Genomic DNA, 18,604 nt, shown 5'->3' on the forward strand with positions numbered 1-18,604 from the left:
CCCAAGAGCCGTGCAGAGCGCCGACACGCGGGCGTCGAGATGCCCCTTGGCCTTGCTGAAACCAGACACCGGCTCCTCGCCGCCGCTGCCCGAAAAGACAAATGGCAGACGTTCCACTTTACCGCCGTTCCGCTTCGCCGATGCGTCCGGTATCTCACGGACGGCGTCGGCTTGCATCTTACGCCTTTGCAGAATCGTGACGACAGCCGGTGACAGCGGCACTAGATGCGGCAGGCCGTTCTTGGTGCGGCTGCCCGGCAAGTCCCAAATCGGTTCCTTACCATCCAACTCGCGAAGCTCACTCCACATCATGCCGGCGACTTCGTTCCGCCGCTGACCGGTGAGAGCGAGCACCAGGAAGAAATCACGCCATAGATCGGCCAAGGGCGGCGCGTCGTTGAGGCCATACATTACGCGGAGTGTACCGTCGTCATCGCGGAGCACAGCCGCCACGACGGCCAATTCCTCGTCGGTCAGAGCGCGGTCGCGTTTCGTGTTGTCGTGGCGCATGCGCAACCGGTCAGTTGGCGCGCGGTCAATTAGGTTGCCGCGATCAGGATCAGCACACCAGTTGAAGAACACGCGAAGATAGGCGACTGCCTTGTTGCTAGCGGCGAAGTGCTCTTGAGCGTCGAGGTTGTCGAGGACCACCGTCACGTCGGCGCGGCTGATCGAGGCGAGCTGCCGTCCCCTCCAATCGGCCACGGCAGGGCCGACGAGGAACGTGCTGTAGTCGCGGTATGTGTTTGCGCTGATATGCGCCTTCCGATCAGCTAGGAACTTCTCCACGGCCTTGGCGAACGTGCTGGCCGCAGCCGTTGCCTCCTGCCGCTTCGCTTCAACGACGGGATCGGCCCCGCGTTCGGCAGTTGTCTTCCATTCTCTAGCCTTTTCACGGGCCTCAGCCAGCCCAAGCATGGGTGAAGGGCCATAACGACCAAGGGTCATGCGCTTAAGCTTGCCGCCCACGCGGTCGAAAACGAAGAACGTCTTCCGGCCTTTGGCGGTGACGCGGACACCGAAGGACGGCAACAGCGTGTCGAAATAGTCGACTTGGCCAGAGGTCGGCGGCTTGAGGGCGCGAATGGTCGCGTCGGCGAACTTGATTTTCGGCATGGTCCGCTACTCCAAGGTCAAAAAGGTAACAATAGGTAACAATATCACTGGTTATGCACAAGTATGCATATCGATCTATTTGAAACCAAAATTCGTCAAAACCACCTTTAAATCAGCTAGTTATGCCGAAATCGATTATGTCAAATTATTAACAATGATATCTCAACGCATCATTCGTAATGATGGGGTCGCGTGTTCGAGTCACGCAAGCGCACCAGTTTCCTAAAAGCGTGTAATTCCAATACCATACCTGTCGGGTGGATTTGGGTTCGCCCATAAACCCACCCAAGATCGCCCTAAGCCGAAACGCTGCGGCGTCGTACGGCAGCATTTCGCCGCTTGCCGACCTCAGCACCTCCAAGCGTGACTGTTCGGTGTGATGCCGATACAAAAGCGCCGGCACGGTGGCGTCAACCGGTTACACAAGCCAGCCAACATCCCCGGCCTTCTGGAAGTGGCGTCAGCGTCCCCAGAGGCTGCGTGGGCGGGTCGTTGGTTGACTGTAGCGCGACTGAACGCTCCACGCTTCGCAAGCTGGATAGCGGAATCTCGTGAGGGCAAGGTCAAGTTGCTCTCCGTTCCAGCGACGGGCGGAGATTGGGAAAGATGGATAGCGTGCAGGTGAGGCGCATGGAAGCCGGCAGGACATGGACGCGGGACGGCCCGCGTGCAGGCGCCTGGCTGAGCCGTGTAATGAGCACGCAGCGCCACCTCGCAGCGATCCTGGCTTGCGACGTGGTTGGCTATTCGCGCCTGACGGAGCGCGACGAACGCGGCACGCTCGAGCGGCTGAAGGCCTACCGCAAGGACCTCCTCGAGCCGCTGGTATCCGAGAACCAGGGACGCATCGTCAAGCTCACCGGCGACGGCATGCTCTGCGAATTCGCGAGCGTCGTCAATGCGGTGACATCGGCGGTGGCGATCCAGCAGGCTGTGGCGGAACACGAGGCGGAGACGCCGGAGGAAGAGCGGATTCGCTTGCGCATCGGCGTCAATCTCGGCGACGTGGTCTGCGAGGAGGACGGCGACCTCTACGGCGACGGGGTCAACACCGCCGCCCGCCTCGAAAGCGCCGCCGATCCCGGGACCGTGGTCGTCTCGGGCACCGCCTACGACCACCTCCAGGGCAAGCTCGACTGCGGCTTCACGCCGCTCGGCAATCTGCGCCTCAAGAACATCGAGCGGCCCGTGCGCGCCTACCGCGTCGAGACCGACGCCAGCGCCTCGGTGGCTGCACCGCCTCCCCTGCCCGAGAAGCCCTCGATCGCGGTTCTGCCTTTCACCAATATGAGCGGCGACCCTGACCAGGAATACTTCGCCGATGGGCTGGTCGAGGACATCATCACGGGATTGAGCCGGGTGAACTCCTTCTTCGTGATCGCCCGCAACTCGTCCTTCACCTATAAGGGCCGGGCGGTCGACCTGCGCCAGGTCGGGCGCGAGCTGGGCGTCCGCTACGTGCTCGAAGGCAGCATCCGCAGAGCGGGATCGCGCGTGCGCATCAGCGGGCAGTTGGTCGACGCGATCAGCGGTCACCATGTCTGGACCGGCCGCTTCGAAGGCGACGTGAGCGACATCTTCGACCTGCAGGACAAGGTGACCGAGAGCGTCGTCGGTGCTGTCGAGCCGAGCATCCGGCTGGAGGAGATCAAGCAGGCGCGCATGAAGCCGACCGACTACATCAGCGCCTACGACCTCTACCTTCGCGCACTGCCGCGCTTCTACAGCATGACGCGCGAAGGCTTTGCCGATGTGCGCCGGCTCACCAACGAGGCGCTCAGCATCGACCCTGGCTTCACCTTGGCGAAGGCACTCGGCGCCTATATCCGCAGCCTATCCGTGAGCCAGTGCTGGCACGAGCCCGACGATGTGCGAGTCGCCGCGCGCATGGCGCGCGAGGTGCTGGCGGAAGCGCGCGACGACCCCACGAGCCTGCGCTTCGCGGCGCAGGTGATCGCCTACAGCGCGAAGGAATACGAGATGGCGCTGGGCACGATCGAACGATCCCTGCTGCTCAACCCCAATTCGGCGCAGGGCCATACCGGCAGCGGCTGGGTGAACGCGCATTCCAGCCGCCCGCTCGTGGCGATCGAGCACTTTCACAGGGCGATGCGGCTGAGTCCGGTCGACCCCGAGAAAGGCATCGCGCTCTCCGGCATCGGGATGAGCTATCTGATGCTCGAGCGCTACGAGGAAGCGCTGGCATGGGGAGAACGCGCGCTGCACGAGATGCCGAACTACGGCTCATCGCACCGCGTGGTGATCATGGCGCTGGTCAAGCTCAACCGGCGGGACGAGGCGCAGGCCGCGGCGCGCCGCCTGATGGAGGCGTTCCCGACCTTCACGCTCACCCTGCAGAGACAGATCAACCCGTGGCTGGACAAGGTGTTCGCCGAGCGCTACGTCGAGGCGCTGGGCATCGCCGGCGTGCCGGAGTGATCGCCGCGGCTGCAACGATGCCCTCTCCTGCGCGCCGCGTCCGGCCAGGCGACCTCCTTTACCCAGAGGCTGAAGGCGGAACGCACGCTCTTCCGGGCTTTGCAGCGAATCTCGGGCATTGTCGAGAATCGCTGTTGGTGGGAAACTCCCGGTCTCTAGCAAGGAGGCCAAAATGCCCAACACTTTCAAGACCGGTGACATCGTCAGGCTAAAATCCGGAGGCCCGGAGATGACGGTGAGTGATGGCGCTGCCTCGGGCACGTATCTGTGCCACTGGTTCAACCGTGACGGCGACGTCTGGACCCCGCAACATGCCGGCTTCAAGCCGGATCAGCTGATGGTGGTCGACGAACGGAAATAGTTTCGCTCACCCTCGTTCCCGATCGGCTCCGGCCCGGCTTCTTGCCGGACTCTTGCTAATTGTCTCGTCAGAAACGACCGACGGATTTTCCCTGTTGCCGCGTTTAACGGCTGAAGCGTGGCCGCCAATGGCGATGCGCAACCGGAGACGAGAGCATGATCCGCCGTTCGATATTTGTCGTTGCCCTTGGCCTGCAGGCCGCCGCCGCGGCCGCCCAGACAGCGACGCCTGCCACCGCGCCGGCGCAGCCGGCGCCAATCGCATCCGCCTCCGCCAGGCCGGGCATCACCCTGGAAAAGTTCGAGGCGCGCCGGGAAAAGGCTTTCATGCGGGCCGACACCGACGGCGACGGCAAGGTCAGCCTCGCCGAGTGGACGGCGTTCCAGACCCAGCGCAAGGCCAAGGCCGATCCTGCCAAATCCTTCGCGCGCATGGACGCCAACAAGGACGGCTTCGTCGACAAATCCGAGCTCGACGCCTTCTTGGCCAAGCGCTTCGCCAGGCTCGACAAGAACGGCGACGGCGTTATGAGCGCCGAGGAACGGCCGGGCCACAAAACCGCTCCCAATCAGGAGCAATGACCGAGAGGTTATGCAGCACGATGGCCATTGGGAGCGCCCCGATTGATGGGCGCCGATCCGGACGAGGAACTGGTACGGCGCATCGGTGCCGGCGATCAAGCCGCCGTGCAGGCGATGGTGGCGCGCAAGCTGCCGCGCCTGCTTTCGCTCGCCACCCGCATGCTCGGCGATGCCGCCGAGGCCGAGGACGTCGCCCAGGAGACCTTCGTGCGCATCTGGCGTCATGCCTCGGGCTGGCGCCAGGGTCATGCGCGTTTCGACACCTGGGTCCACCGGGTGGCGCTCAACCTCTGCTACGACCGGCTGCGGCGGCGCCGCGAATGGGTGACGGACGAACTGCCGGAGGCGGCGGATGAGGCACCGCTTCCCGACGCCGGAGACGAAGGCCGGCGCGTCCAGCAGGCGCTGCTGCGCATCGCGCCGCGCCAGCGCGAGGCGATCGTGCTCGTCTATTATCAGGAGATGTCCAACATCGAGGCCGCCGGCGCCATGCAGGTCAGCGTCGATGCGCTGGAAAGCCTGCTCGCGCGGGGTCGACGCTCGCTGCAAGCCATGCTCATCGGAGATGGCGATGACTGAGCAGCTGGCGGCGGTTGGGACTTGGGTGGCCACGTCAAACCCGTGGAAGGGGAAACGAGATGGCTGACGAAAGAAAGGCCGCTGACGGGCCGATGAGTGCCCAACGCTTCGCTGCACTTGCGGACGCCTATGGCAGCGCCCTGCATCGCTGGCCGCGGGCCGACCAGGCTGCCGCCACGCTGTTTGCGGAGAGCGAGGAGGGTCGCGCCATCTTAGCGACCGCCGGCAGGCTCGATGCCATTCTCGACCGTCATCACGTCGAGGCCCCAAGCCGGACGCTGCATGGCGAGATTGTCGCACGGGCCACCACGCAGCTCAGCCAGGGGCGGCGCCGCCGGTTTTGGTGGCTGGGCTTTGGACTTGCCGGCGTCGGCCTTGCCGGCGCCGTGGTCGGGCTGGCGCTGGTCACCGTTGTCACGCCAGATGCCACGTCCGACCATTATGTGATGGATGCCAACGCAACGTCGTTCGGCGATGCCGGTCCCGACGCCGACACGGAGGACCTATGAGCGCTCGTCTTTTCGCGGCATCGCTGGTGCTGAACGTCTTCCTGATCGGCGCCGTCGCCGGCGGTGCAGGCTGGCTGATCGGCCGTTCCGGAGGCGGCTATTCGCTGGAATCGGCCGGCGGTCAGCTTCCCGCCAGCGACCGCAAGGTATTCCGCCAGGCGTTGCGCGAGGTTCGGCGCGAGTCGCGCGCAGTCATCCTCGACGGACAGCAGGCGCGGCGTGAGGCGGCCAACCTCTTGCAGCAGCCGACGCTCGACGCCAACGCTCTGGCCGCAGCCCTGGAGCGGGCGCGCAATGCCGACGCCACCATCCGCAGCCGGCTGGAACAGCGCATCGTCGAATTCGCCGCGTCGAGCCCGCTAGATGACCGTAAGCTGCTGGCCGACGCCCTATTGCGTCATGTCGGCAGGCAGCGGCCGACCCCGGCAAAAAATACGCCATAAGAGCGACGGAAAGCGCCGGCCGTCTCCGTTCAAAGAAAAAGAGGGACACGCCTGCCGCCACGCGAACGCGACGTGGCCGGTTCAACCTCGAGAAACTTCGGAGTATCCCATGAATGGTCTGACGAAATATTCTGTTGCGGCTGCGCTTGCCATCGGCGGGACTGCCGCGGCAAGTGCAGCCTCGGCAATGCCGCTTGCGGCGCCTGCGGCGCCTGCGATTGTCGAGCATGTGGCCTGGGGCTGCGGCCCCGGCTGGCACCCCAACCGGTGGGGTCGCTGCGTGCCCAACCGCCGCGTGATCTATCCGGGCTATTACTACTGGGGTGGCCCAAGCGTCTATATCGGCCCGGCCTGGCGTCCGTGGCACGGCGATCGTTACTGGCGCCGCTGGTAAGCCCCTGCCGGCCTCATCATGCCGACTCCGGCGTCATAAGGCCTTTCGACCGTGGATATTGCCGCCGACGCGACCTGCGTCGGTCCCCGACGGAGGCTGTGTTGGCTCTATCCGTTCCAAATGCCGTTCCGCCCGATCCAGCCTTGGTCGCGCTCAACCGCTTCGGGCTTGGCGCGAAACCTGGTGACGATCTCGGCAAGATTGCGGCCGATGCGCGCGGTTATCTGAAGGCCGAGCTCGAGCTGTTGGATGTCGCGCTTGTCTCGGCCGACGATTCAAAAAATGCCGGCTTGTTGGACAGCACCGCCGCGATCCAGGCCAGCATGGCTGCCGCCGCGGAGCGCGAGGCAGCGCGGGAGAAGCCAGCGCCCGCCATGCAGCCTGCGGCAGACACTTCGGACGGCTCAGCCGAGGCAAAACGCAAGTCAGGCGTGCCGCCGGTCGAGGCCGATATCTATCGGGATGAAGCGCAAGCCCGTTTCGACAAGGCGCTCGGTGCCGCACCGGGCTTGGTCGAAAGACTGGTCGGTTTCTGGTCGAACCATTTCTGCGTCTCGACCGCCAAGGGCCAACTCGTGCGGGCCTGCGCCGGCGCTTTCGAGCGCGAGGCTGTCCGCTCCTTCGTGCTCGGCCGCTTCGCCGACATGCTGCTGGCCGTCGAGCATCACCCGGCGATGCTGTTCTACCTCGACAACCGACAATCGACCGGACCGGATTCGCGCGCCGGAAAAAGGCGCGGCCGCGGCCTCAACGAGAACCTCGCCCGCGAGATCCTGGAATTGCACACACTGGGCGTCGACGGCGGCTATAGCCAGGCGGATGTCACGAGTTTCGCGGGAGCGCTCACCGGCTGGACGATGGCCGGACGGAAGGGCCGCCTGGGCGAGCCCGGCACATTTGTGTTCGACGCCAATGCGCATCAGCCTGGCGAGGCGGTGCTGCTCGGCAAGACCTACCCGGCCGGCGGCATGGGCCAGGCCGAGGCCGCGCTCAACGACATCGCCCGCCAGCCGGCGACCGCGCGCCACATCGCTACCAAGCTTGCCCGCCATTTCATTGCCGACGATCCGCCGGCGGCTGTAGTCGACCGCCTTGCCGAGATCTTCACCAAGACGGACGGCGACCTGCGCGCGCTCGCGCTTGCACTGGTCGATCTGCCTGAAGCCTGGTCGCTGCCCCTGACAAAATTGCGCTCGCCGTTGGACTATGCCGTAGCGGTCCGGCGGGCGATTGGCTCCACCACCGGGAAAGAGCCGCAACGAACGCTGCGCTGGCTAAGGGCGCTGGGCGAGCCGCTCTGGCAACCGCCCGGGCCGAACGGCTTTTCCGACCGGACGGATAGCTGGGCGTCCGCCGAAGGCCTCAAGACGCGCCTCGACATCGCCTGGCAAGCGGCTCGTCAGGCCAGCGACATCGGCAATCCCGATGACATGCTTTCCGCCGTAATCGGCGCCTCCGCCTCGGCCGAGACGCGCCAAGCGATCGCGCGCGCCGAGTCCAAACAGCAAGGCCTGGCGCTGCTGCTGATGGCGCCGGAATTCCAACGCCGGTGAACAATGGAGAAGCGGCATGAGTCTTCTTTGTGAAACGCCGAATCCATCTCGGCGCGCCGTGCTGACGACAGGCGGCGCGCTGTTTGCCTGGGCCTGTCTGCCACGCTTCGCCCGCGCCGCCGACCATCGCGATCCGCGCCTGATCGTCATCATATTGCGCGGCGCGCTGGATGGGCTGTCGACGATCGGCCCGCTCGGTGACCCCGACTATGCCGGCCTGCATGGCGACATCGCGCTGTCGCTCTCCGGCGCCAATGCGGCGCTGCCGCTCGACAGCTTCTTCGCGATCAATCCCGCGATGCCGGTGTTCGCGCGGCTGTTCAAGGCAGGTCAGGCGGCCGCGGTGCACGCGGCCGCGACCGGCTACCGCGACCGCTCGCATTTCGACGGCCAGGATGTGCTGGAGAGCGGCCTGCCGGGCCCTGGCAACGCCACAACCGGTTGGCTGAATCGGGCGATAGCCAGCCTCCCGGCAGGTGAAAGAGTGGCCAAGCTCGGCGGGCTGGCGGTCGGCCCATCGATGCCGCTGGTGATCCGTGGCGCAGCACCCGTGCTCGGCTGGGCACCGCAGGCGCTGCCGACGCCCAGCGATGCGCTGGCGGAGCGTGTGCTCGACCTCTACAACCATCGCGACCCGGTGCTGGCAGCGGTGCTGCAGAAGGGCCTCGACGCCGACCGCATGGCGATGAGCGACCAGCTCGATGGCAGCACGATGAAACCCTACGGCGGCCTCGCCAACGCCGCCTGCATGCGCCAGTCCGCGCAAGGCGCGGCGAAACTGATGGCCGCCGACGACGGGCCGCGCATTGCGGCGCTGGCCTTCGACGGCTGGGACACGCATGTCAACGAGGGCGGCGCCACCGGGCGGCTCGCCAAGCTGCTCGGCGGCCTCGATGGCGCCTTCGAGGAATTCGAGAAAGGGCTCGGCGAGCGCTGGAAGGACACCGCGATCGTCGCCATCACCGAATTCGGCCGCACCGCCCGCGTCAACGGCACCGTCGGCACGGACCACGGCACCGGCACGGTAGTGCTGCTCGCCGGCGGCGCGATCAAAGGTGGCCGCGTCATCGCCGACTGGCCGGGGCTGAAGCCGGCTCAGCTCTACCAAGGCCGCGACCTCGCGCCGACCAGCGATGTGCGCGCGGTGTTGAAGGGGTTGCTTGCCGAGCAGTTCGGGCTCTCCGCCGCCGTGCTCGGCGACAAGGTGTTTCCGGACTCAGGAGAGGTGAAGCCGATGCGGGATTTGGTGGCGTGAGCCTCGACTTTTCCCATCGGTGACAGGTGCGGCGTCTGCTGTCATTCGTCATTGTCGGGCGGAGCAAGGAAGCGAAGCGACGCATGCAGATCCTAGCATCCATTCTGCGAAGTTGAGGCGTCGCTGCGAGGCAGAATTCTGCTCCGCTGGATTCTACGATTAAAGGTAACGGCATGGATCCTCGGGTCTCCGCGTCCGCTTCGCTCCCGCTCCGCCCGTGGATGACGAAGCCGAGGGACTTCAGCAAATTAGGACCGCTTTCGGGAAGCCCACCGACATGACTGCCTCGTGTAAGTCGAAAAAGCCCGCGCCGTTGCCAGCGCGGGCGTCGATGGCGATCCGAGAGCAATCACCAGCTCCAATAGCCGCGATGCCAGCGGTGGTGATACCGGAAGCCCGGATGCCAGTGGCGCACGGGCCGGATGAACCGGCGACCGTTCGGCACGCATCTGCCCCAGTGATTCACGTGCCAACCAGGACCGCAGCGCCAGCCGACCGTCTCGACTGGCAGCGGCGCAGCGCTGGGCTTTGCCATCGGCATGGCCTGCGCGCCGGCGGAGAGCATCAAAGTGCCGGCGGCCAATGCGAACGGTAGAAAATATTTGGTGAGCATAAAGTTCGTCTCCGTGATTCATCCCTACCGCCGTGAAACGGACGGCAAGGTCGAAATCCGTCGGATGGGATGGATCACATCCTCGTTATCGGGCCGCGTCGTTGAGCGTCGCCACGGTCTTCAGCGCGCCGTCGAGCATGTCGCCCTTTTCGTCCTTCAGCGCCGCTTCGCGCAGGCGGCGGATCCAGTCGGCGGCGTCTTCGCGGCCCTTGAGCATCGGGAGGGCCGAGAGCACGCGGTCGAATTTCGACTGGGCACGGGCGTGGGTGTCGCTGTAGCCCTTGATCAAGCGGCGGCAATTCAGGATCTCCAGCCCAAGCGCATAGTTTTCGCGCGCATGGGCAAGCGCCAGTTCGTACCAGCGCTCCAGATGCTCGACCTCGACCTTGTGGCGCAGCAGGCGGCGCCGCCAGCGGTGCAGGCCGCCGATGAACCAGAGCATGGCGAAGCCGGTGAAACTGTCGGTGCGGATATGGCGGCCGCGGTTGATGCGGCGGTCAAGGAAGGCGGCGAGCTTCGGGCGGTTCTCGATGTAACTGCCGATTGCTAGCGGCAGCGTGCCGCAAAATTCCTCGATGCGCGGATGGAAATATTCGGTGACCTGCAGGACCAAGCCTTCCCTGACACCGACTTCCTTGCGCACGCGCCTGTCGCGGGTCGAACGCGTCTTGAGGTCGGCGACGCGGATCATGTCGTCGTAGCACATGGCGTTGGCCAGATGTTTCGCGGCCGCGACCGACAGCGCATGGCCACGCTCCGCATTGTCCAGCGCGATCGCCTTGTCCAGCCGGTCGAGATATTCGCCGCCATAGGCGGCGTCCTGGTAATCGACGACCTTCTTCAGGCCGCGTTCAGCCATGTCGCGCACAGGCTCCGGGAGCGCCGCGACACGGGCGGCGAGCTCCTGCCAGCCCTTCAGCAAGGTTTCGGGACCGCTGACCTTCGCCGTTGGTGTGTCGGGAGCGGCAGGCTTCCCGGTTGCGTTATCCCCGGCTGTCGCGACCGCGATGCTGCGCGCCCGGTCATAGGCGGCGCCGAAGGCGCCAAGGCTGGCCTTCACGCCACGGTCACCGGCGCCGATCGCCTGCTCGTAGTTTTCGCGCGCGAAGGGCAGCGCGTCGGAACCGGCCAGCGCACCGAGCAGGCTGGCCGAGATCATCGTGCCGTGCTCGGCGGCGATCTTTTCCATGTCGAAGGCGATGAAGCGCTTGGCGGCCGCCTCGGCCGTCGCATACACCTTTTCCGACGAGGCGCGGCCGTCGCCCGGCTCGATCTTTTCCGAGACGGCGGCGATGCGATGCGAGGAGGCGATCAGCGTCGTGCGCTCGGGCGTGACGAAACCGCGGATGATGGCGCGGCCGGCTTCCATCAGCTCGGCGGCGATCAAGATGTCGACGTCGCCCTGCGATGGCGACAGCGCGAAGACCGGCAACCGGCCGGTGTCGCGGGCCATCTCGATGTAATAGATCGTGGCCCCCGTGCGCTGGGCGACTCCCGCCACCGACGTCGATTGCGCAATGTAGCCGCTGCGCTCGGCGACATCGGTGATCCAATCGGCGAGCACGCCGCCGCCCTGGCCGCCGACGGCAAGCACGGCGAGTTTTATCACCCGCTCGTGATCAGAGGCGCCCGGCTTCGGGTTCAGCGGTGAAACCTGCTCAAGCATCGGCGAACATCAAACGGCGACTCTCGCGGCGGCGCTGCAACCGGCCGATCACTGCGCGGCGAGCGCTTTCCAGGAAACGGTCCCAGCGGCTCGGATTGTGCACGACATCGGCGCGGTAGAAGGAGGGGCAGAGCACGGCCGCATCCGCCACCTCGCCGCAATTGCCGCAGCCGACACAGTTCTGGTCGATCGAGGCGACCGGATCGTCGCGCAGCGGATCGTCGAGCGACTTCACCGAGAGCGACGGGCAGCCGGAGAGCCGCATGCAGGCGTGGTCGCCGGTGCAGACGTCCTCGTCGACGCCGAATTTCGGCTTGACGACCCGCTCGCCGCCCTTGACCGCCTTGTCGACCAGCGGCCTCTCGCGGCGCTGGCGGTTCAGCATGCATTCGGACGAGGCGACGATGACCTTCGGCCCCTTCTCCTCGGTGGTTAGCGCCTCGCGCAGCGTGTCGCGCATCTTGCCGACGTCATAGGTGCGGTCGATGTGGCGCAGCCATTTGACGCCCATGCCTTTCACCGCTTCGGTGATCGGATGTTTTGTGGACTTGGTGCGGTTCGAGGCGCGCGAGGACAGGATGTCCTGGCCGCCGGTGGCGGCCGAGTAAAAATTGTCGACGATGACGATGACGCCGTCATTCTTGTTGAAGACGGCGTTGCCGATCGAGGAGGTGAGACCGTTATGCCAGAAGCCGCCGTCGCCGACGAAGGAGATCGACCGGCGTTTCGCTTCCGGCGAATTGAAGGCGGAAGCCGAGGCCGGCCCGAGGCCGTAGCCCATGGTGGTGGCGCCGAGCTCGAAGGGCGGCATGATCGAGAACAGGTGGCAGCCGATGTCGGAAGCAATGTGGTGCTTGCCAAGCTCCTGCTCGACCAGCTTGGTCGCAGCGAAGATCGGCCGCTCCGGACAGCCGATGCAGAAGCCCGGCGGGCGGCCGGGAACGACATTGATGAGATCGGCCGTGTCGACGCCCTCGCCCAGCTTGTTCGGCGCACGAACCTCGCCGGGCAGCAGATGCGGAGCATAGGCGCGCAGGAAGGAGCCAATGCCGTCCAGCATCACCTGCCCGGTATATTCGCCAGCCATTGGCAGATGCTCCTTGCCGACCAGCTTGGTGCCGCGCCCGGCCTTGTGCAGCATCGCGGCAAAGGCCTGCTCGATATAGTTGGGCTGGCCTTCTTCGACGACCAGCACCGCCTGTTTGCCCTCGCAGAAGGAAAGGAACTCGTCATCGACGAGCGGATAGACGGCGTTCAGCACATAAAGCGGCACGTCGGTGTCGCCATAGGTGTCGGCAAGGCCGAGCCGCTGCAGCGCGCGGACGACCGAATTGTACATGCCGCCCTGCATGACGATGCCGATCGAGCCATTGTCCGGCCCAAAGACCTCGTTGATCTTGCGGCTCTTGATGAAATCGACGGCCGCCGGCCAGCGCTTGGCGACCTTCTCCTTCTCGTGCAGGAAGGAGGCAGGCGGCAGCACGATGCGGCCGGTGTCGCGACGCGGGGCCGACAGCGCATCGGCAACCGACATAGGCGGCCGCTTGTTGTCCTTGGCGATGAAGTGGCCATGGACGTGGCAGCCGCGGATGCGCACCTGCAGCATGACCGGCGTGTTGGAGGCCTCCGACAGCTCGAAGCCATCCTCGACCGCCTTGACGATCGAGGGCAGGTTCGGGCGCGGATCGAGCAGCCAGACCTGGCTCTTCATCGCGAAGGCGTGGCTGCGCTCCTGCATGATGGAGGAGCCCTCGCCATAGTCCTCGCCGACGATGATCAGCGCGCCGCCGGTGACGCCGCCCGAGGCGAGGTTCGCCAAAGCGTCCGAGGCGACATTGGTGCCCACTGTCGACTTGAAGGTGGCGGCACCGCGGATCGGGTAGTGCACGGATGCGGCCAGCATGGCGGTGGCGGTTGCTTCCGAGGCGCTCGCCTCGAAGTGCACCCCGAGCTCGCCCAGAATGTCCTGCGCGTCGGCGAGCACATCCATCAGATGGCTGATCGGCGCGCCCTGGTAGCCGCCGACATAGCCGACGCCGCATTGCAGCAGCGCCTTGGTGATGGCGAGGATGCCCTCGCCCGCGAATTCCTGGCCGGCGCCAAGCCTCAGCTTTTCGACTTCCTTGGCAAAAGACCGTTCGGCCATCTCTGACTCCTTCCGTTACCGCCGTTGGACGGCGGCGCGTACGTCAAACTCAAATGTCGTGCTTGCGGATGTTCTTCAGCATCTTCTGCAGGATTGCGATCAGCGCGGCATATTCGGCATCGTCGACGCCGTCGAACATCGCTTCGAAGGCATCATGCATGGCCGGCCAGGCGCGGGTGAAAAGCGCCCGGCCGTCATCGGTCAGGAACACATGGCGGAAGCGGCTGTCGGCGACGCCCTGCTCGCGCCGCACGAGGCCCTGGCCTTCCAGCGCGTCGAGCGTGCGACTCAAGGTCGATTGCTCGATCACCGTATAGACCGAGAGGTCGTTGACGGTGATGCCGTCGGTGACCGAGAGCACGGCCAACGTGCGCACCTGCGGAATGGTCAGGCCCTGCTTGCGAAAGTCTTCTCGCAGGGTGGCGTTGTAGCGGCCCATGATGCGGTTCATCAAATAGGGCGCGAATTGCTGCAGGCCGATCTGGCCGAGGGTCGAGATGCGCTGGCGCTTTTCCGGAAGCTTCTGTTCCATCAGAGCCTCTCCGCCAGCAGGAAGCCGGAGCCGCCGCCGAGCCCCGCGCCCGGGTGCGTCGACGCGCCGATATGGTAGAGGCCCTTAATGCCGGTCTCGTGATTGCGGCTGGCCTTGAACGGCCGCCACAAGAAGGACTGGTCGATGGTGGACGAGCCGCCATAGGGATCGCCGCCGATCAGATTGATGTTCATCGCTTCCAGATCGGCAGGCGAATAGGCGCGGCGCGCGATGATGGTGTCGCGAAAACCATCGATGTGATGAGCGAGGATCGCCTCGACGCGGTCGGCGTAGGCCTCGCGCAGCGCCTCGCTCCAGCGGCCATCGGCTGGGGCCTCGAGCTTGCCGGCGGCATCGCCCTTGATGTGGCGCGGCGCTTCCGGAAGCTGCAGCCACAGGATTGCCTTGCCCGGCGGACAGCGCGACGGATCGAGCGCGTGGGGCTGGCCGACGCAGATCGTCGGCACTTCCGGCAACAGGCCGCGCACCGCTTCGTTGCAGGCTTTCGACACACCATCGAGTCCCGGCGTCAGATGCAGCAGCGCCACCTTGTCGAGGCCCTCGCCGCGCCAGGCCGGCGGCTTGTTCAGCGCGTAGTGGAGCTGGAAGTTGCCCTTGCCGTAGCGGTAGGACTGCGTGGCCTTGGTTGCTGCGTCGGGCGAATCGTTGCCGAGCAGACGGCCATAGAGCTGCGTCGGCGTGAGCGAGCAGATGATGCCCTTTGCCGCCGTCAGCGTCTCGCCGGAGGCGAGCCGGACGCCGGTGGCACGGCCGCCGGCCTGGACGATCGAGGCGACGTCGGCGTTGACGCGGACTTCGCCGCCGCGCTCCTTGATCAATGCCTCGAAGGCGGCGAGCAGGGTCTTCGCCCCGCCCTTGACGATCGGTGCGCCGGCCGCCTCCAGCGCGAAGGCGATGACCTTGGCGATCTGGCCGGAGAAGGCGTCTTCCGGCCCAAGCCCGGCATGCAGCACCCAGGGCGCCCAGAGCGCGCGGACGGTGTCGGACTTGTACGCGGTCTCCAGCCAGCCCCGCGCCGGCACCAGCGCCTCGCCCAGGACGGCGGCAAGCTGGCGCGGTCCGCGCCGCCACGCCTCGCCGGCCATGAGCTTCGTCGTTGGATAGGACCAGAGCGTGCCACCGAGCAGGCCGAAGAGCAGTCCGGCATTGCGTTCGATGTCGCCGACATCGCCTCCATGACGGTCGCCATCGCCGGAGGCAAATGCGTTCAGCGCCGCGATATTGGCGGCCCGGTCGGTGGTGAGCACGGCATGGCTGCCATCGGGCCGAAGCACGCCGGTGGGTGTGGTCGTGTGACAGAATTCCAGGCCGTGCCGCGCAAGATCCTTGCCGAGCGCGGCATAGGCCGGCGAGGTGATGAACAGGACGAAGGTCGTCGCCATCACGTCATGGACGAAGCCGGGCGCCGTGATCTCATCGGTGCGCATGCAGCCGCCGATGCGGTCGTTGCGTTCGAGCACGAGCACCTTGGCGCCCTTGGCGCCAAGCATCGCCGCGCAGACCAGGGCGTTGATGCCGCTGCCCACGATGATGTGATCGGCAGCGGTCATTGCGCACTCGCAATCGAGAAGTGAACGAGGCGAGTTCCTTCGCGCCCCCCTCTGTCCTGCCGGACATCTCCCCCACTTGGGGGGAGATTGGCAGTTTCGGCGCCCTGCTCAATCCTACGACGTCGGAGATTGGCGAAAGCGGAGGTGACGTGCAATCTCCCCCCTTGTGGGGGAGATGTCCGGCAGGACAGAGGGGGGCGCCGTAGAGCGTCAGCGTCGCTCCGATCCCACCTCTCCACTACTCCATTGCGCGCGAGCATGATCTTCTCCCGAAGACCGCCACCTCGCCTATTGGCCCGGCACCAGCGCCAGGGCGCGGATCGGGCTGCCGGTGCCGTGCTCGATCTTGAGCGGGGCGGCGATCAGGATCGCGCCTTTCGGCGGCAGCTGGTCGAGGTTGCAGAGGCTGGCCAGCCCATAGCGATTGGCTTTGTGCATCAGCGTGTGCGCCGGGAAAGGCGGCTCCATGCCGCCGGCCTTGCCGGCATCGGTGCCGATCGTCTCCGAGCCCCAGCCCTTGATGTCCTTGCTGATCAGGAACTGGATGGCTTCCGCTGTCGGTCCGGGTGTATGCGGGCCGGTCTCGTTGGCGTTGAGGAAGTCGGCTTCCGAACCGTTGCGCTTGTACCAGTCGGTGCGCATCACCACCCATTCGCCGGCATTGACGGTGCCATGCTTGGCCTCCCACGTCTTGATGTGGTCGACGGTGAGAAGGAAATCGTGATCGGCGGCGGCTTCCACTGAGCAGTCGATGACATTGACCGGACCGACGAAATTCTGCGCCGGGATGGTGTCAGTGGCGCCGTCCGGATAGTCCTTGCCGGTGATCCAGTGCTGCGGCGCGTCGAAATGCGTGCCCGAATGCTCGCCGAGCTTCAGCCAGTTCCAGGCCCACCACGGACCATTCTTGTCATACTTTGAAATGGGGTGGATCTCGACCTTCGGCGTGTCGACGGCGAGTTCCGGCGGCAGCTTGATTAGCGGCGTGTTGGGCCCGAGCGGCGCCGACAGGTCGACCACCTTGATGGCGCCCGAAAGCAGCTGGCCGGCGACCTCGCCGAGGAGTTTCTGCGTGTCCATTGTCTTCGTTCCCTCTTGTTCGTGCTCATCAAGGCTCGTTGCGGCCCTTAATATCCTACTAGACGAAAACATATGCATCTGCAATTATCTTTAAGCATAAAGCATTTTGGGGCAGGGCGTGAGCGAGTTCGACGCCATCTTTGTCGGGGCGGGCCACAACAGTCTGGCCTGCGCCGCGCATCTGTCGCTCAAAGGCTGGAAAACCGCAGTTTTCGAGCGCAACACAACTATCGGCGGCGCGGTCCGGACCGCGGAATACACGCTTCCCGGTTTCAGGCACGACTTCGGCGCGATGAACCTGAGCCTGTTCGCTGGCTCGGCCTTCCACCGGAAATATGCAAATGAATTGAAAAGCCACGGGCTGGAATTCGCGCCCGTCACCGATTGTTTCGCCAGCGCCTTCCCGGATGGGAATTGGTTCGGCGTCAGCAACGATCTCGAAAAGACCGCGGCGCGGCTCGCCGCCTTCTCCGCGGCCGATGCCGCTACATGGCGTCGGCTGGTCGGCGCCTTCCCGGGCGAGGCGGAGCACCTGTTCCGGCTGCTCGGATCGCCGATGAACCCGCGGGCGCTCGCCGGCACGGCCTGGAATCTTTGGCGCAAGAAAGGCATTGGCGGCGCGCTCGATACCGGCCGCTTCTTGCTGTCCTCACCCCGCGCGTGGCTCGAGGACAATTTCGAGACGCCGCATGTGCAAGCCACGCTCGCCGCCTGGGGCATGCATCTCGACTTCGCGCCCGACATCGCCGGCGGCGCCGTGTTCCCCTATCTGGAATCAATGGCCAACCAGAGTTTTGGCATGGTGCTCGGCAAGGGCGGCGCCGACACCATCATCCGCGCGCTTGTCGGCATGGTCAAAGCGGCCGGTGGCAAGATCATGGCCGGCGCGGAGGTGGCGGAGATCACCGTCGCCGGCGGCCGCGCGACCGGCGTGCGGCTCGCCTCCGGCGATTTCCATGTCGCCAGCAAGGCCGTCATTGCCGGCGTCGCGCCCAAGGCGCTGACTGGCAAGCTGTTGCCGAACGGATCCGGCGATGCCGGCTTTGACGCGGCGATGAAAAAGTTCCGCCATGCGCCGGGCACGATGATGATCCATCTGGCACTGGACGATCTGCCGGACTGGAGCGCTGGCGCCGAGCTTCGCCACTTCGCCTATGTGCATCTGGCGCCTTCGCTCAATGCCATGTCGCGCACCTATCAGCAGGCGATTGCCGGCGTGCTGCCCGATCAGCCGGTGCTCGTCGTAGGACAGCCGACCGCCGTCGATCCCTCGCGGGCGCCAGAAGGCAAGCACGTGCTCTGGGTCCAGGTGCGCATGCTGCCGGCGGAAATCCTTGGCGATGCCGCCGGCAAGATCGCGCCCGGTTCCTGGGACGCGGTCAAGGACGCCTATGCCGAGCGCGTGCTCGACATCATCGAGAGCTATGCGGCTGGTTTGCGCCAGAAGATCCTCGGCCGCGCGATTTTCTCGCCGCTCGACCTCGAGCGCGAGAATCCGAACCTCGTCGGCGGCGACCAGATTTGCGGCAGCCACCATTTGGCGCAGAACTTTCTCTTCCGTCCGGCGCGCGGCTTCGCGCGCTGGAACACGCCGGTGTCAAACCTCTACCTCACCGGCGCCGCGACATGGCCCGGCGCCGGCACCGGTGCCGGATCCGGCTTCATGCTGGCGCAACAACTGGGAGGGCACTAGCAGCAGAATTCCAGGATGGACAAGGCGCGGTTGCCCACCAGACCTTGCGAATGAACAACGCCGCGCGACAATG

General features: G+C 65.6%; 17 protein-coding genes. 10 read left to right on the forward strand and 7 right to left on the reverse strand.

Annotated elements, in window-relative coordinates:
* Positions 1–1,116: integrase arm-type DNA-binding domain-containing protein (locus EOA79_RS10005; RefSeq protein WP_128292996.1), on the reverse strand; the 1,116-nt coding region annotated here is incomplete at its 3' end.
* Between the two features lie 693 nt (positions 1,117–1,809).
* Here EOA79_RS10005 and EOA79_RS10010 point away from each other — a divergent pair.
* The 9 genes from EOA79_RS10010 to EOA79_RS10050 all read left to right on the forward strand — a co-directional run bounded on the left by EOA79_RS10010 (position 1,810) and on the right by EOA79_RS10050 (position 9,230).
* Positions 1,810–3,555, forward strand: coding sequence for an adenylate/guanylate cyclase domain-containing protein (locus tag EOA79_RS10010; protein ID WP_128292998.1), 1,746 nt, complete (start codon positions 1,810–1,812; stop codon positions 3,553–3,555).
* A 172-nt stretch (positions 3,556–3,727) separates the two neighbouring features.
* A complete protein-coding gene (locus EOA79_RS10015) occupies positions 3,728–3,916 on the forward strand; it encodes a DUF2158 domain-containing protein (protein ID WP_067324751.1) in 189 nt (62 codons plus the stop codon).
* Between the two features lie 155 nt (positions 3,917–4,071).
* Positions 4,072–4,497, forward strand: coding sequence for an acid-shock protein (locus tag EOA79_RS10020; protein WP_127335718.1), 426 nt, complete (start codon positions 4,072–4,074; stop codon positions 4,495–4,497).
* A 45-nt stretch (positions 4,498–4,542) separates the two neighbouring features.
* Positions 4,543–5,076, forward strand: a complete 534-nt coding sequence (locus EOA79_RS10025; RefSeq protein WP_067324453.1) for an RNA polymerase sigma factor — start codon at positions 4,543–4,545, stop codon at positions 5,074–5,076.
* A 59-nt stretch (positions 5,077–5,135) separates the two neighbouring features.
* Positions 5,136–5,585 carry a hypothetical protein gene (locus tag EOA79_RS10030; RefSeq protein ID WP_095824255.1) on the forward strand — a complete coding sequence of 150 codons (450 nt, stop codon included), beginning with the start codon at positions 5,136–5,138 and terminating at the stop codon, positions 5,583–5,585.
* The gene (locus EOA79_RS10035; RefSeq protein ID WP_095824256.1) at positions 5,582–6,028 is read left to right on the forward strand and encodes a periplasmic heavy metal sensor; all 447 of its coding nucleotides are present in this window, start codon (positions 5,582–5,584) and stop codon (positions 6,026–6,028) included. Before EOA79_RS10030 ends, EOA79_RS10035 begins: the two co-directional genes overlap by 4 nt.
* Before the next feature lie 109 nt (positions 6,029–6,137).
* Positions 6,138–6,422, forward strand: a complete 285-nt coding sequence (locus tag EOA79_RS10040; RefSeq protein ID WP_067003691.1) for a hypothetical protein — start codon at positions 6,138–6,140, stop codon at positions 6,420–6,422.
* A 101-nt stretch (positions 6,423–6,523) separates the two neighbouring features.
* Positions 6,524–7,975, forward strand: a complete 1,452-nt coding sequence (locus EOA79_RS10045) for a DUF1800 family protein (protein ID WP_095824257.1) — start codon at positions 6,524–6,526, stop codon at positions 7,973–7,975.
* A gap of 16 nt (positions 7,976–7,991) precedes the next feature.
* Complete coding sequence (locus EOA79_RS10050; protein WP_127335661.1) at positions 7,992–9,230, forward strand: DUF1501 domain-containing protein; 1,239 nt, start codon at positions 7,992–7,994, stop codon at positions 9,228–9,230.
* A gap of 349 nt (positions 9,231–9,579) precedes the next feature.
* On the opposite strand, the gene EOA79_RS10055 is transcribed toward EOA79_RS10050, so the two are convergent.
* The 6 genes from EOA79_RS10055 to EOA79_RS10085 all read right to left on the reverse strand — a co-directional run bounded on the left by EOA79_RS10055 (position 9,580) and on the right by EOA79_RS10085 (position 16,838).
* Positions 9,580–9,843, reverse strand: a complete 264-nt coding sequence (locus tag EOA79_RS10055; RefSeq protein WP_095824259.1) for a hypothetical protein — start codon at positions 9,841–9,843, stop codon at positions 9,580–9,582.
* Positions 9,844–9,928: 85 nt separating this feature from the next.
* Positions 9,929–11,509: an indolepyruvate oxidoreductase subunit beta family protein gene (locus EOA79_RS10060; RefSeq protein ID WP_095824260.1), complete on the reverse strand. Its 1,581-nt coding sequence runs from the start codon at positions 11,507–11,509 to the stop codon at positions 9,929–9,931.
* On the reverse strand, positions 11,502–13,655 hold the full coding sequence (locus tag EOA79_RS10065; RefSeq protein WP_095824261.1) for an indolepyruvate ferredoxin oxidoreductase subunit alpha: 2,154 nt from the start codon (positions 13,653–13,655) through the stop codon (positions 11,502–11,504). The genes EOA79_RS10060 and EOA79_RS10065 overlap by 8 nt, the downstream gene beginning before the upstream one ends.
* A 49-nt stretch (positions 13,656–13,704) precedes the next feature.
* A complete protein-coding gene (locus EOA79_RS10070; protein ID WP_067324441.1) occupies positions 13,705–14,187 on the reverse strand; it encodes a MarR family transcriptional regulator in 483 nt (160 codons plus the stop codon).
* Positions 14,187–15,758, reverse strand: a complete 1,572-nt coding sequence (locus EOA79_RS10075) for an NAD(P)/FAD-dependent oxidoreductase (RefSeq protein WP_095824262.1) — start codon at positions 15,756–15,758, stop codon at positions 14,187–14,189. The genes EOA79_RS10070 and EOA79_RS10075 overlap by 1 nt, the downstream gene beginning before the upstream one ends.
* Positions 15,759–16,046: 288 nt before the next feature.
* On the reverse strand, positions 16,047–16,838 hold the full coding sequence (locus tag EOA79_RS10085) for a cyclase family protein (RefSeq protein ID WP_095824263.1): 792 nt from the start codon (positions 16,836–16,838) through the stop codon (positions 16,047–16,049).
* 118 nt (positions 16,839–16,956) lie between these two features.
* Between EOA79_RS10085 and EOA79_RS10090 the strand changes: the two genes are divergently transcribed.
* Positions 16,957–18,531 (forward strand): NAD(P)/FAD-dependent oxidoreductase, encoded by a 1,575-nt coding sequence (locus EOA79_RS10090; protein WP_067324435.1) that lies wholly within the window; start codon positions 16,957–16,959, stop codon positions 18,529–18,531.
* Positions 18,532–18,604: the final 73 nt, after the last annotated feature.

This window comes from Mesorhizobium sp. M1A.F.Ca.IN.020.03.2.1, from assembly GCF_004023205.1.
Lineage (GTDB): Bacteria > Pseudomonadota > Alphaproteobacteria > Rhizobiales > Rhizobiaceae > Mesorhizobium.